This is a genomic window from Pseudomonas sp. GL_090 (assembly GCF_057837765.1).
This window is the reverse complement of sequence record NZ_CM174452.1, coordinates 5,958,801-5,971,341: the sequence shown is the minus strand read 5'-3', so window position 1 is coordinate 5,971,341 and position 12,541 is coordinate 5,958,801. Positions and strand designations below refer to the sequence as shown.

The window sequence follows — 12,541 nt, the reverse complement described above, 5'->3', positions numbered from 1 at the left end:
CAATGATTATTTACGGTGTGGCGCTGTTGGCGATCTGTACGCTGGCAGGGGTGATCATGGGCGACATGCTCGGTGTGTTACTGGGAGTGAAGTCAAACGTCGGCGGTGTCGGGATCGCGATGATCCTGTTGATCTGCGCACGGTTGTGGATGCACAAGCATGGCGGCATGACCAGGGATTGCGAGCTGGGCGTCGGCTTCTGGGGCGCGATGTACATCCCGGTGGTGGTGGCGATGGCGGCGCAACAGAACGTGGTCACGGCGCTGCACGGTGGTCCGGTGGCGGTGTTGGCGGCGATCGGTTCGGTGGTGCTCTGCGGCTGCACCATTGCCCTGATCAGCCGGACCCACAAAGGCGAACCTTTGCCCGATGAACCGGTGGATGTAACACCGGTTGTCGCACCGGCAGGAGGTCGCTGATATGTGGGATCTCATCAAGAACGGTCTGGAACACAACGGTCTGGTCACTGCATTCGCCTTCGTTGGCGTGATCATGTGGGTGTCAGTGGTGATCTCCAAACGCCTGACCTTCGGGCGTATCCACGGTTCGGCAATCGCCATCGTCATCGGCCTGGTACTGGCCTGGGTCGGCGGCACGATGACCGGCGGGCAAAAAGGCCTGGCGGACTTGACGCTGTTTTCCGGCATCGGGTTGATGGGCGGCGCCATGCTGCGCGACTTCGCCATCGTCGCCACGGCATTCGAGGTGCAGGCCACGGAAGCGAAAAAGGCCGGCTTGATCGGTGTGATCGCGCTGCTGTTGGGCACGGTGCTGCCGTTTATTGTCGGCGCGTGCATGGCCTGGGCTTTCGGTTATCGCGATGCGGTGAGCATGACCACCATTGGCGCGGGAGCCGTGACTTATATCGTCGGCCCGGTGACTGGTGCGGCAATCGGTGCAACCTCGGATGTGATGGCGCTGTCGATTGCCACCGGCCTGATCAAGGCGATTCTGGTGATGGTCGGCACGCCGATGGCGGCGCGCTGGATGGGCCTGGACAACCCGCGCTCGGCGATGGTGTTCGGTGGGCTGGCCGGCACCGTGAGTGGCGTGACCGCCGGTTTGGCGGCGACGGATAGACGCTTGGTGCCTTATGGCGCACTGACTGCGACCTTCCACACCGGGCTTGGGTGCTTGCTCGGGCCTTCGTTGTTGTACTTCATTGTTCGCGGGATTGTTGGCTAGGTTTCAAACTCTGAATTGTCTGAACTGACGCCATCGCTAGCAGGCTAGCTCCCACAGGGTGATCTGTTGGAACAGATATTGTGTTCAACACAACATCTGTGGGAGCCAGCCTGCTGGCGATTGGCGGCGACACGGTTTCAAACCTGCCGATTGGCATACATCCGACACTCCGCCAGCAACGCCAGCAGATTCGGATCACGCTCTTTGGCCTTCAGGAACACCACGCCAATGTGCTGCTGCAAGCGGTACTTTTCCTGCAACGGGATCAGCTTCACCCGGTTCTCGTACACCGCCGCAATCCGCCCCGGCAGCAACGCATAACCCACACCCGAACTGACCATGCTCAGCAAAGTGAAGATGTCGTTGACCTGCATCGCCACCTTCGGTTCGAACCCTGCCTGCTCGAATACCCGTTTGCCGTCCTGATGGGTGGCGAAGCCCTGGGTCAGGGTGATGAAGGTTTCGTCGCGGACCTCGGCCAGGTCGACTTCGGTTCGCTGGGCAAACTTCGAGTCGGCGGGTGTGGCGAGGAAGATGTCGTCGGAAAACAGCGGGATCTGCTCAAAATCCGGGTCATCGACGCTGTCGTCCAGCGACACCAGGGCCGCATCGACTTCCATGTTCTTGAGCTTGTAGAGCAGGTCGATATTGGAGCCCAGAATCAGGTCGATGTTGAGTTCGCTGCGGCGGATCTTCAAACCCATGATCAGCTGTGGCACGGTCTTCACTGTCAGCGAATAGAGTGAACCCAGCTTGAAGCGCTCGGCGGAGAACCCGGCGGCTTCACGGGTCAGGCGCACGCTTTCGACGACATCCTGAATCAGCTTCTGCGCCCGCTCTTCCAGCACATAAGCGCTTTCCAGTGGCGTCAGGCTGCGGCCTTCGTGCTTGAACAACGGGCAGCGCAGGGCGCTTTCCAGGGAATGGATCGCCCGATGCACGCTGACGTTGCTGGTCTGCAACTCGGCAGCGGCCCGCGCCAGGTTGCCGGTGCGCATGAAAGCCAGGAACACCTCGAGTTTTTTCAGGGTCAACTCTTCATCGATCAGCATGGGGCGGACTCTTTTTGGAATGACTCGATTGTGCCCAATTACACCGGGCCCGTCGTACAGAAACATTGCGCTTTTACGCTTCAAGCCCGAGCCTTGCGCTCTGCGGCAATGAAATTCGAGGTGAGCAACGCATGTATCACGGGGAAAAACTGAATGCCTGGACGCATCTGGTCGGGGCAGTGGCGGCGTTTATCGGCGGGGTGTGGCTGATTGTGCTGGCCAGTCTTGACGGCAGTCCGTGGAAGATCGTCAGCATGGCGATCTACGCCTTTACCTTGCTGGTGCTTTACAGCGCATCGACCGTTTACCACAGCGTGCGTGGGCGCAAGAAAGCGATCATGCAGAAGGTCGATCACTTTTCGATCTATCTGTTGATCGCCGGCAGCTACACGCCGTTCTGCCTGGTGACCCTGCGCGGGCCGTGGGGCTGGACGTTGTTCGGGATTGTCTGGGGGCTGGCGCTGATCGGCATCCTGCAGGAGATCAAGCCGCGTTCGGAAGCGCGGATTCTGTCGATCGTGATTTATGCGGTGATGGGCTGGATTGTGCTGGTGGCGGTCAAGCCGTTGCTCGCGGCGCTGGGCGGCGCCGGGTTTGCCTGGCTGGCATCGGGCGGGGTGTTGTACACCGTGGGGATTATCTTTTTTGCCCTCGATCATCGCCTGCGCCATGCCCACGGGATCTGGCATCTGTTCGTGATCGCCGGGAGCTTGCTGCACTTTGTGGCGATATTCTTTTATGTGCTTTAAGGCTGTACCGGGACCAGGCGATCCAACTGCTCCCGGGCTCGACGGCTGAACACCTGCAACAGGTCGTTCAAGGTGTGGGGCGGTGGTTCGGCGGCGCGGGTCACTGCGTACAGGGTGATGGGTAGCGGCGGTGCCAGAGGGCGGATCGTTGTGGTGGCGGGAGAGGCGCCAAGGGCGGTGAACGGATCGATCACCGCCAGGCCGGCGCCGGATTCCACCATCGCCCGTGCCAGTGAGTAGGTTTGCACGGCGATGCGTACCCGGGGTGGCGGTTCGACCGCTTCCAGGTAACTGTCGAGCCGCGCGGCCAGTGGATCGGCGCTGGATAAACCGATCAGCGGCGCATCCGCCAGCGCCATCAGCGGCAACGGTTTACCCACCTCTTCCTGAGGCCAGTAACCCCTCGGCGCCAGCGCCACCAGCACGCCGGACGCCAGCGCCTGGGCCTTGAGCCCCGGGTGATCCGGGCATTGCAGGGTCAGGGCGACGTCCACTTCGCGCATCAACAGGTTCTGCACCAGTTCGCGACTGTGGGCGCTGGAGAGTTCGCAAACGATGTCCGGGTAACGCCCGGTCCATTCGTGAATGGCCGGCGGCAGCAATGACAGGGCCAGCGCCGGGGTGGCACCGATGCGCAGGCTGTGGCCAGGTTCGCGGCGCAGGCTCTGCGCCAGGCGTCGCACGCCTTGCAGGCTTTCGCTGACCTTGTCTACTTCGCGCTCCAGTTCCAGCGCTTCCGGCGTCGCCTGCAACTTGCCGCGTACCCGCAGGAACAGCGGAAAACCCAATTGTTGCTCGGCGTGCTGCAACACCTTGCTCACCGCCGGCTGCGAGACGTGGAGCAATTGCGCGGCAGCGCTGATCGAACCGGTCTGGCGGATGGCCTGGAAAATCTCGATATGGCGAAGGCGCATGGCAAGTCCATAACCTTTGTTTATGGGTTTGCCATCTTTATGCATTGTTCAAGGTCTGTCACCTGGTTCTAACCTTGGCCTCGTCTTCACAACGGTTTTAGGGACGGACATGGCTCAGCGTGTGTGCATCATCGGTGGCGGCGTGATTGGCCTGGCAACGGCCTATGCGCTGGTGCGCGACGGCTTCGAGGTGACGGTGGTCGAGGCTCGGGACTCGCTGGGCAGCGAAACCAGCTTCGCCAACGGCGGCCAGTTGTCCTATCGCTATGTCGCGCCCCTGGCCGACGCCGGTGTGCCTTTGCAAGCCATCGGCTGGATGCTGCGCGGCGACTCACCGTTGAAGCTGCGCCCGCGCTTCGACCCGGCCCAGTGGCGCTGGATGGCGTCGTTCCTCGGCGCCTGCCGCCGCTCGGTCAACCGCGAGAACGCCGCGCACTTGTTGCGCCTGGCGCTGTTGAGCCAGGACACCTTGAGGTCCTGGCGCGAGGACGATGGACTGGCGGGATTCCAGTGGCGGCGCAATGGCAAACTGGTGACTTTCCGCCAGAACAGCAGCTTCGAGCATGCACGCCAGGGCTTGGCCGACCCGCAGCAACAGCAGGTGTTGTCGCCGGCCGAATGCGCGCAACTGGAACCGGCGCTGATCGATGCGCCCTTTGTCGGGGCGATCTACACCCCGGACGAAGAGGTCGGCGATTGCCACGGTTTCTGCCAGCAATTGGCCGCACGACTGAAGGCGTCTGGCCGTTGCGAATTTCGTCTCGGGCAAGCGGTGACCGGCATTCGCCACGGCAACGGCAGCGTCAATGCCATCGAACTGGGCGAGCAAGTGCTGCCAGTCGATCAGCTGGTGATCGCTGCCGGTCACCGCAGTCCGCTGTTGGCGCTGCCCGGGCTGCAACTGCCGCTTTATCCGCTCAAAGGCTACAGCCTGACCGTACCAATCGGCGCTGGTCACCGCGCGCCGGACGTGAGCATCACCGACTACGATCGCAAGATCGTCTACGCGCGCATCGGCAAGCAATTGCGCGTGGCGGCGATGGTCGACATTGTCGGCTTCGACCCTGCGCTGGACCCCAAACGCCTGGCGCTGATCAAGCGTCAGGCCCATGACACCTTTCCAAATGCCGGCGCCTATGACGAAGCCGTCGAGTGGGCCGGCATGCGCCCGGCCACCCCCAGCGGCGTGCCATTACTGGGCGCGACGGCGTATCGCAACCTGTGGCTCAACCTCGGCCACGGCGCGCTGGGTTTCACCCTGGCATGCGGCAGCGGGCGCCTGCTCAGCGAGCTGATCGGCGAGCGCCGGCCTTCCATCGACCTGCGTGGTTTCAACCACCGGGCCGCCTGAACACCGTTTTCAGAAGAGGACACTGCAATGACCATTACCCGACTGCATAGCAACCCGCGCCTGTCCGGCGCCGTGACCTTTGGCGACCTGGTGTTTCTCTCCGGGCAGGTGCCCGGCGATGCCCGGGATGCCGACGGCCAGACCCGCGAAGTGCTGGCGAAAATCGATACCTTGCTGGCCGAGGCGGGCAGCGACAAGGATCATCTGCTCAGTGCGACCATTTATCTGAAAAACATCACCGAGGATTTCGACGCGATGAACGAGGTCTGGTCGGCCTGGTTGTCGCCCGGGCAGGCGCCGAGCCGCACCACCGTGCAGGCCGAACTGGCCCGCCCGCAAGTGCTGGTGGAAATCACCGTCATCGCTGCACGCGTCTGATAAACCAACACCCACAACGGAGAATAACAATGCAAAAAATCACGTTGCTCGCTTGTACGCTTGGCCTGTTGCTCGGCAGCCAGGTTCAGGCCAATGAGGCGCCGCTGACCGGCACCCTGAGCAAGATCGCCAGCGCCAACAGCATCACCCTGGGTTATCGCGATGCTTCGGTGCCGTTCTCCTACGTGGGTGATCACAGCGGCAAGCCGATGGGTTACTCGGTGGATCTGGCGGGCAAGATCGTCGAGCGCATCCGGCAGCAACTGGCGCTGCCAGACTTGAAGGTGAACTACAACCTGGTGACCTCGCAGACCCGCATTCCACTGGTGCAGAACGGCACCGTGGACCTGGAGTGCGGCTCCACCGGCGTGACCGCCGAACGGCAGAAGCAGGTGGCGTTCTCCTATGGCTTCATCTACGTCAAAGGCCAGTTGCTGACCGCGAAGGACAGCGGGATCAAGAGCTTTGCCGACCTGCGCGGCAAGAACGTGGTGACCACCGCCGGCACCACCAACGAGCGCTTCCTGAAAAGCTACAACGTCGATCACAAGATCGACATGTTCGTGATCAGCGCCAAGGACCACGGCGAAGCCTTCCAGATGCTGCAATCGGGCCGGGCGGTGGCGTTCTACATGGACGACGCGCTGCTCTACGGCGAGCGCGCCAAGGCCAATGACCCGCACAAGTGGGTGGTGGTCGGGGAGGAGCAATCGCGGGAGATCTACAGCTGCATGGTGCGCAAGGACGATCCGCAGTTCCTGGCGCTGGTCAACAGCGCGTTGGCGGATCTGTACAGCTCGGGCGAGATCAATGGCATCTACAAACGCTGGTTCGAGCAGCCGATCCCGCCGAAGGGTTTGAACCTTGAGTTCCCGATGACCAGCGAACTCAAGGCGATCATTGCCAAACCGGTGAGTGATCCGGTGCAGTAGTCATCCAGACCGTGTCGTGGCCATTCGCGAGCAGGCTCGCTCCCACATTGGACCTGTGGTGCTCACAAATTTTGTGATCACTGGAGATCTACTGTGGGAGCGAGCCTGCTCGCGATGAGGCCCTAGAAATCACCCCAAAGCTGCTGGGCCACGGCCAGTGCAACAACCGGCGCGGTTTCGGTGCGCAGCACCCGTGGACCGAGGCGGGCGGCGTGGAAGCCGCTGGCCTTGGCCTGATCGACTTCGGCATCGGACAAACCACCCTCCGGACCGATCAGGAATGCCAGACTTGAAGGTTTGGCATGGCTCACCAGCGGTTCAGCCACCGGATGCAGCACCAGCTTCAACTCGGCTTGTGTTTGCTTCAGCCAGTCAGCCAGTAACAGCGGCGGATGAATCACCGGCACTTGCGAGCGGCCGCACTGTTCGCAAGCGCTGATCGCCACTTGGCGCCAGTGCAGCAGGCGTTTATCGGCGCGCTCGTCCTTGAGCCGGACTTCGCAGCGCTCGGTGAAGATCGGGGTGATTTCAGTGACGCCCAGCTCCGTGGCTTTCTGGATCGCCCAGTCCATGCGTTCGCCCCGGGACAGGCCCTGGCCGAGGTGGATTTGCAGCGGCGACTCGACCTGCCCGGCGAAGCTTTCATCGATCTGCACCACGACGCGCTTTTTGCCGACCTCGACCAGTGTGGCGCGAAACTCCTGGCCCGAGCCGTCGAACAACTGCAACGCATCGCCCTCGACCATGCGCAGTACGCGGCTGATGTAATGGGCCTGGGCTTCGGGCAACTCGTGCTCGCCGATGCTCAGGGGGGCGTCGATGAAGAAGCGGGACAGTCTCATGCTGGGTCTCTGAAAAAGGGTGTTGGTCATGGATCGGTGGGGACTTCTGTGGGAGCGAGCTTGCTCGCGATGACGATCTGACATTCACCATTGATGGTGGCTGAAAGACCGCTATCGCGAGCAAGCTCGCTCCCACATTGACCGCATCATCAGCCCGGATCACGGAAGCCTGGATGGAAGTCCTTCGGCACTGCCACGCTGACACTGTCACGGGTCGCAATGTCGATCCCTTCGCTGGCCACTTCGGCGAGGAAGTCGATCTGCTCCGGGGTAATCACATACGGCGGCAGGAAATACACCACGCTACCCAATGGACGCAGTAAAGCACCGCGCTCCAGTGCGTGCTGAAACACCTTCAGGCCACGACGTTCCTGCCATGGGTAAGCTTCCTTGGTGGCCTTGTCCTTGACCATCTCGATGGCCAGCACCATGCCGGTCTGCCGCACTTCGGAAACATTCGGGTGATCGACCAGATGCGCCGTGGACGAAGCCATGCGCTGGGCCAAGGCCCTGTTGTTCTCGATGACGTTGTCTTCTTCGAAAATATCCAGGGTCGCCAGGGCCGCCGCGCACGCCAGCGGGTTGCCGGTGTAGCTGTGGGAGTGCAGGAAGGCGCGCAGGGTCGGGTAGTCGTCGTAGAACGCGCTATAGACTTCGTCTGTGGTCATGCACGCCGCCAGTGGCAGATAGCCACCGGTCAGGGCCTTGGACAGGCACAGGAAATCAGGGCGGATGCCGGCCTGTTCGCAGGCGAACATCGTCCCGGTGCGGCCGAAGCCGACGGCGATTTCGTCGTGGATCAGGTGCACACCATAGCGGTCACAGGCCTCTCGCAGCAGCTTGAGGTATACCGGGTGGTACATGCGCATGCCGCCGGCGCCCTGGATCAGCGGCTCGACGATCACTGCCGCGACCGTGTCGTGGTTTTCGGCCAGGGTCTGCTCCATGGCGGCGAACATGTTGCGCGAATGTTCTTCCCAGCTCATGCCCTCGGGGCGCAGGTAGCAGTCCGGGCTCGGCACCTTGATGGTGTCCATCAACAGCGCTTTGTAGGTCTCGGTGAACAGCGGCACGTCGCCCACCGACATCGCCGCCATGGTTTCGCCGTGGTAGCTGTTGGTCAGGGTGACGAAGCGCTTCTTGGCAGGCGTGCCGCGATTGAGCCAGTAGTGAAAGCTCATTTTCAGCGCGACTTCGATGCAGGACGAGCCGTTATCGGCGTAGAAGCACCGGGTCAGGCCTTCCGGTGTCATCTTCACCAGGCGCTCGGATAACTCGATCACCGGTTGATGACTGAAGCCGGCAAGGATCACATGTTCGAGCTGGTCGACCTGGTCCTTGATGCGCTGGTTGATCCGCGGGTTGGCATGGCCGAACACGTTGACCCACCAGGAGCTGACCGCATCGAGGTAGCGCTTGCCTTCGAAGTCTTCCAGCCACACGCCTTCCCCGCGCTTGATCGGGATCAGCGGCAGTTGTTCGTGATCTTTCATCTGGGTGCAGGGATGCCACAACACGGCGAGATCGCGTTGCATCCACTGATTATTCAGGCCCATTTTCACTCTCCTGGAGGCGGTCCGTGAACTGCGCGGACAAACAATCGCGCAAGCCTATGCAATGCGTGCCACGGGGACAACCCATTGTGTCGAATGAGCTACTTTGTACAGGCCGATAGACGTTGCTGGCAGGTGTCTGAAGGCTGACGTATCCTTCGCGGCTCTTGAGCCGTCTGGCTCGCAAAAACTGTTGTTTTCCTCGTGTGATTCCGGAGTTCGCTGAATGTCTGTCGGTTGGCTGCGCGCCTGTGCGCTGGTGATGTTGGGGCTGTTCAGCGTGTCTGCGCTGGCCAAGGATAAAACCGCGATCGTGATCGGCGGTGGCCTGTCGGGCCTGACTGCCGCGTATGAGCTGCAGAACAAGGGCTGGCAGGTCACCCTGCTGGAAGCCAAGTCGAGCCTGGGCGGCCGTTCCGGCATGGCCACCAGCGAGTGGATCGGCAACGACAAGGCCCAGCCGGTGCTGAACAAGTACGTATCGACCTTCAAGCTGAGCACCACGCCGGCCCCTGAATTCGTGCGGACCCCAGGCTACCTGATCGATGGCGAGTATTTCTCCGCCGCCGACCTGGCGACCAAGCAGCCAGCCACCGCCGAGGCGCTCAAACGCTTCGACAAGACCGTGGACGACCTGGCGCGCTCGATCGACGACCCGCAGAATCCAGCCGCCAACAATACGCTGCACGCACTGGACCAGATGAACGTATCGAACTGGCTCGACAAGCAGAACCTGCCGGCCACTGCCCGCCAGTTGATCAACCAGCAGATCCGCACCCGCTACGACGAACCTTCGCGCTTGTCGCTGCTGTATTTCGCGCAGCAGAGCCGCGTTTACCGTGGCGTCTCCGATCGCGACCTGCGTGCTTCGCGCCTGGTCGGTGGCAGCCCGGTACTGGCCCAGGCCCTGGTCAAACAGCTGAAAACCATCAAGACCAGCTCCCCGGTCTCGTCGATCATTCAGGACAAGGACGGCGTGACCGTCAAAGTCGACAGTGTCGCTTATAAGGCTGACTACGTTGTATTGGCCGTGCCACTGCGCGCTCTGAACAAGATCCAGATGACCCCGGCGCTGGACGCCCAGCACCTGGCGGCGATCAAGGGCACCAACTACGGCTGGCGCGACCAGATCATGCTGAAGTTCAAGACGCCGGTATGGGAATCCAAGGCGCGCATGTCTGGCGAGATCTACAGCAACACCGGCCTGGGCATGTTGTGGATCGAGCCTGCCCTGAAGGGTGGCGCCAACGTGGTGATCAACCTGTCCGGCGACAACGCGCGGGTGATGCAGGCATTCGGCGACAAGCAGATGGTCGATCAGGTGTTGATTCGCCTGCATGCGTTCTATCCACAGGCGCGTGGCTCGTTCACTGGTTATGAAATCCGTCGCTACAGCACCGACCCATCGACTGGCGGCGCCTACCTGGCCTTCGGTCCGGGCCAGATCAGCAAGTTCTGGCGCCTGTGGGAACGCCCTGTTCAGCGCGTAGCCTTCGCTGGGGAACACACCGACACTCTGTACCCAGGCACCCTGGAAGGCGCGCTGCGTACCGGTCAACGTGCAGCCGGCCAGGTTGAAGACCTGGCGGCGGGCAAGTCGTTCGAACCGGCGAAAGTGGGTCCGGCTGCCGCCGCGGCGGGCGCTGGCGCGGTGGTGGCGAAGAAAGGCAATTTCTTCAGCAACCTGTTCGGCGGCTCGGATGACGAGAAGAAGCCAGAGCCAGTCAAGGCACCTGAGCCGGTAGCACCTGCTCCTGTGCCGGCCCCCGCCCCGGCTGTTGCACCGGCTCCGGTCGAAGCACCGAAGCCAGCAACCCCGGCAAAAGCCGAGCCGGCCAAGAAGGCTCCGGCGAAACCGGCTGCCAGGACCGAGGCGAAAAAAGCCCCGGCCAAGACACCGGCCAAAAAAGCCGAACCGGCGAAGAAGCCGGCTGCCAAATCTGCTGCAACCCCGGCAACGGATACCAAGGCGTAGTAAGCCCCGGGATCAAAAAAACGCGGCGTAAATGCCGCGTTTTTTTATGCCCGGAGAAATCCGGGCACACAAACGAATAAACCTTTGGTAAGAAGTGTTGTTGAATTGGGCTACATTTTTGTACACACATTGGCCTTTAATCTTTTCTTAACTCGCCTGTTTCAGACTCTTGATCGTATTTCTCGATATTTCAAAGCAAAATTTTCCGCTTTAATTCGATAGATAACTCGATAGTCTTGGGCCAGCACTTACAGGGATCTAGGCAATGCAGCTACGTAACTCTACCTCCCGCTACGGCTGGGTCAGCATCTTCATGCACTGGGGCGTGGCAGTGGCCGTGTTCGGTTTGTTCGCCCTCGGGCTGTGGATGGTCGACCTCGGTTATTACGACCCTTGGCGCAAGGCCGGGCCGGATCTGCACAAGAGCATTGGCTTGATCCTGCTGGGGGTCATGGTATTGCGTGTGTTGTGGCGCTTCATCAGCCCGCCGCCGCCAACCCTGGCCAGCTACAGCCGCATGACGCGACTGGGCGCCATGCTCGGCCATGCCTTTCTGTATCTCTGTCTGTTCGCGGTGATGATTGCCGGTTACCTGATTTCCACCGCAGAAGGTGCCGGGATTCCGGTGTTTGACTGGTTTGAAGTGCCTGCCCTGGTTTCCGGACTGCCGGACCAGGCAGATAACGCCGGTGCGATTCACCTCTATCTGGCGTGGGTGCTGGTAATTTTTTCCGGCCTCCATGCGTTGGCAGCATTGAAGCACCACTTTATCGACCATGATGTGACCCTCAAGCGAATGCTGGGTCGCAAAGCCTGAAGTTCAACCTCGACTCCCAAGGAAAACAAAGCATGTTGAAAAAGACTCTCGCCGCTCTGGCAATCGGTTCTGCTGTTCTGTCTGCCAATGTGATGGCGGCTGACTACACCGTCGACAAGGAAGGCCAGCACGCCTTCGTCAACTTCAAGATCAGCCACCTGGGCTACAGCTACATCACCGGTACTTTCAAGGACCTCGACGGCAAGTTCAGCTTCGACGCTGCCAAGCCAGAAGACAGCAAGATCGAGTTCAACGTGAACACCGCCAGCGTCTTCACCAACAACGCTGAACGTGACAAGCACATTTCCAGCAAAGACTTCCTGAAAGTGGCTGATTTCCCCAAGGCTACTTTCAAGTCCACCAGCGTTAAATCCACTGGCAAAAACGCCGCTGGCAAAGACACTGCTGACGTGAGTGGCGACCTGACGATTGCTGGCGTAACCAAGCCAGTCGTGGTCAAGGCCACTTTCCTGGGTGAAGGCAAGGATCCATGGGGCGGCTACCGTGCAGGCTTCGAGGGCACCACCAGCATCAAGCGTTCCGACTTCGGCAAGATGATGGACCTGGGTCCACAGTCCGACGCGGTTGATCTATACGTCACGTTTGAAGGTGTTAAAGCGAAGTAATGCTGAGACTGTAGGAGCGAGCCTGCTCGCGAAAAACCTGAGAGCGCTGCGGAGCATCAGGCTTCCAGCGTTATCGTTGACGACCATCGCGAGCAGGCTCGCTCCTACAGGATTTCATCAGCCATAAAAAAATGCCCCCGATCTCGCGATCAGGGGCATTTTTTATT

The 12,541-nt window shown here is 61.0% G+C and carries 13 protein-coding genes and 1 pseudogene; 9 read left to right on the top strand and 5 right to left on the bottom strand.

Annotation, left to right across the window (positions count from 1 at the left end; all coding sequences use genetic code 11):
• The first annotated feature begins 2 nt into the window (after positions 1-2).
• Positions 3-419, top strand: coding sequence for a malonate transporter subunit MadL (gene madL / locus AC3ITA_RS27010; protein WP_095944412.1), 417 nt, complete (start codon positions 3-5; stop codon positions 417-419).
• A gap of 1 nt (position 420) precedes the next feature.
• Positions 421-1,185 (top strand): malonate transporter subunit MadM, encoded by a 765-nt coding sequence (gene madM / locus AC3ITA_RS27005; protein WP_489278850.1) that lies wholly within the window; start codon positions 421-423, stop codon positions 1,183-1,185.
• Between the two features lie 137 nt (positions 1,186-1,322).
• Here the strand turns inward: madM and AC3ITA_RS27000 are convergent, their stop codons facing one another.
• On the bottom strand, positions 1,323-2,237 hold the full coding sequence (locus tag AC3ITA_RS27000; RefSeq protein ID WP_489278849.1) for a LysR family transcriptional regulator: 915 nt from the start codon (positions 2,235-2,237) through the stop codon (positions 1,323-1,325).
• Positions 2,238-2,368: 131 nt separating this feature from the next.
• On the opposite strand from AC3ITA_RS27000, the gene trhA reads away from it, so the two are divergent.
• Entirely contained in the window at positions 2,369-2,986 is a 618-nt protein-coding gene (gene trhA, locus AC3ITA_RS26995) for a PAQR family membrane homeostasis protein TrhA (protein WP_095944415.1), read from the top strand.
• On the opposite strand, the gene AC3ITA_RS26990 is transcribed toward trhA, so the two are convergent.
• The gene (locus AC3ITA_RS26990; protein ID WP_150672068.1) at positions 2,983-3,900 is read right to left on the bottom strand and encodes a LysR family transcriptional regulator; all 918 of its coding nucleotides are present in this window, start codon (positions 3,898-3,900) and stop codon (positions 2,983-2,985) included. The genes trhA and AC3ITA_RS26990 overlap by 4 nt on opposite strands.
• A gap of 109 nt (positions 3,901-4,009) precedes the next feature.
• On the opposite strand from AC3ITA_RS26990, the gene AC3ITA_RS26985 reads away from it, so the two are divergent.
• The 3 genes from AC3ITA_RS26985 to AC3ITA_RS26975 are packed head-to-tail and all read left to right on the top strand — an operon-like array spanning position 4,010 to position 6,561.
• Positions 4,010-5,251 (top strand): D-amino acid dehydrogenase, encoded by a 1,242-nt coding sequence (locus tag AC3ITA_RS26985; RefSeq protein WP_095944417.1) that lies wholly within the window; start codon positions 4,010-4,012, stop codon positions 5,249-5,251.
• 27 nt (positions 5,252-5,278) lie between these two features.
• Positions 5,279-5,629, top strand: a complete 351-nt coding sequence (locus AC3ITA_RS26980) for a RidA family protein (protein ID WP_095944418.1) — start codon at positions 5,279-5,281, stop codon at positions 5,627-5,629.
• A 29-nt stretch (positions 5,630-5,658) separates the two neighbouring features.
• Entirely contained in the window at positions 5,659-6,561 is a 903-nt protein-coding gene (locus AC3ITA_RS26975; RefSeq protein WP_095944419.1) for a transporter substrate-binding domain-containing protein, read from the top strand.
• A 122-nt stretch (positions 6,562-6,683) separates the two neighbouring features.
• Here AC3ITA_RS26975 and AC3ITA_RS26970 read toward each other — a convergent pair whose 3' ends face one another.
• Both AC3ITA_RS26970 and AC3ITA_RS26965 read right to left on the bottom strand, forming a co-directional pair.
• Entirely contained in the window at positions 6,684-7,403 is a 720-nt protein-coding gene (locus tag AC3ITA_RS26970) for a 16S rRNA (uracil(1498)-N(3))-methyltransferase (protein WP_489278845.1), read from the bottom strand.
• Between the two features lie 149 nt (positions 7,404-7,552).
• Entirely contained in the window at positions 7,553-8,959 is a 1,407-nt protein-coding gene (locus tag AC3ITA_RS26965; RefSeq protein WP_095944421.1) for an adenosylmethionine--8-amino-7-oxononanoate transaminase, read from the bottom strand.
• Between the two features lie 223 nt (positions 8,960-9,182).
• Between AC3ITA_RS26965 and AC3ITA_RS26960 the strand changes: the two genes are divergently transcribed.
• The 3 genes from AC3ITA_RS26960 (at position 9,183) to AC3ITA_RS26950 (ending at position 12,374) form a co-directional block, all read left to right on the top strand.
• Complete coding sequence (locus tag AC3ITA_RS26960; protein WP_095944422.1) at positions 9,183-10,931, top strand: flavin monoamine oxidase family protein; 1,749 nt, start codon at positions 9,183-9,185, stop codon at positions 10,929-10,931.
• Between the two features lie 265 nt (positions 10,932-11,196).
• On the top strand, positions 11,197-11,748 hold the full coding sequence (locus AC3ITA_RS26955; protein WP_095944423.1) for a cytochrome b: 552 nt from the start codon (positions 11,197-11,199) through the stop codon (positions 11,746-11,748).
• Between the two features lie 32 nt (positions 11,749-11,780).
• Positions 11,781-12,374: a YceI family protein gene (locus tag AC3ITA_RS26950; protein WP_150672064.1), complete on the top strand. Its 594-nt coding sequence runs from the start codon at positions 11,781-11,783 to the stop codon at positions 12,372-12,374.
• On the opposite strand, the pseudogene AC3ITA_RS26945 reads toward AC3ITA_RS26950, so the two are convergent.
• Positions 12,369-12,461: pseudogene (locus AC3ITA_RS26945) on the bottom strand (outer membrane lipoprotein carrier protein LolA); the annotation flags it as partial. The gene AC3ITA_RS26950 and the pseudogene AC3ITA_RS26945 sit on opposite strands and share 6 nt — an antisense overlap.
• Positions 12,462-12,541: the final 80 nt, after the last annotated feature.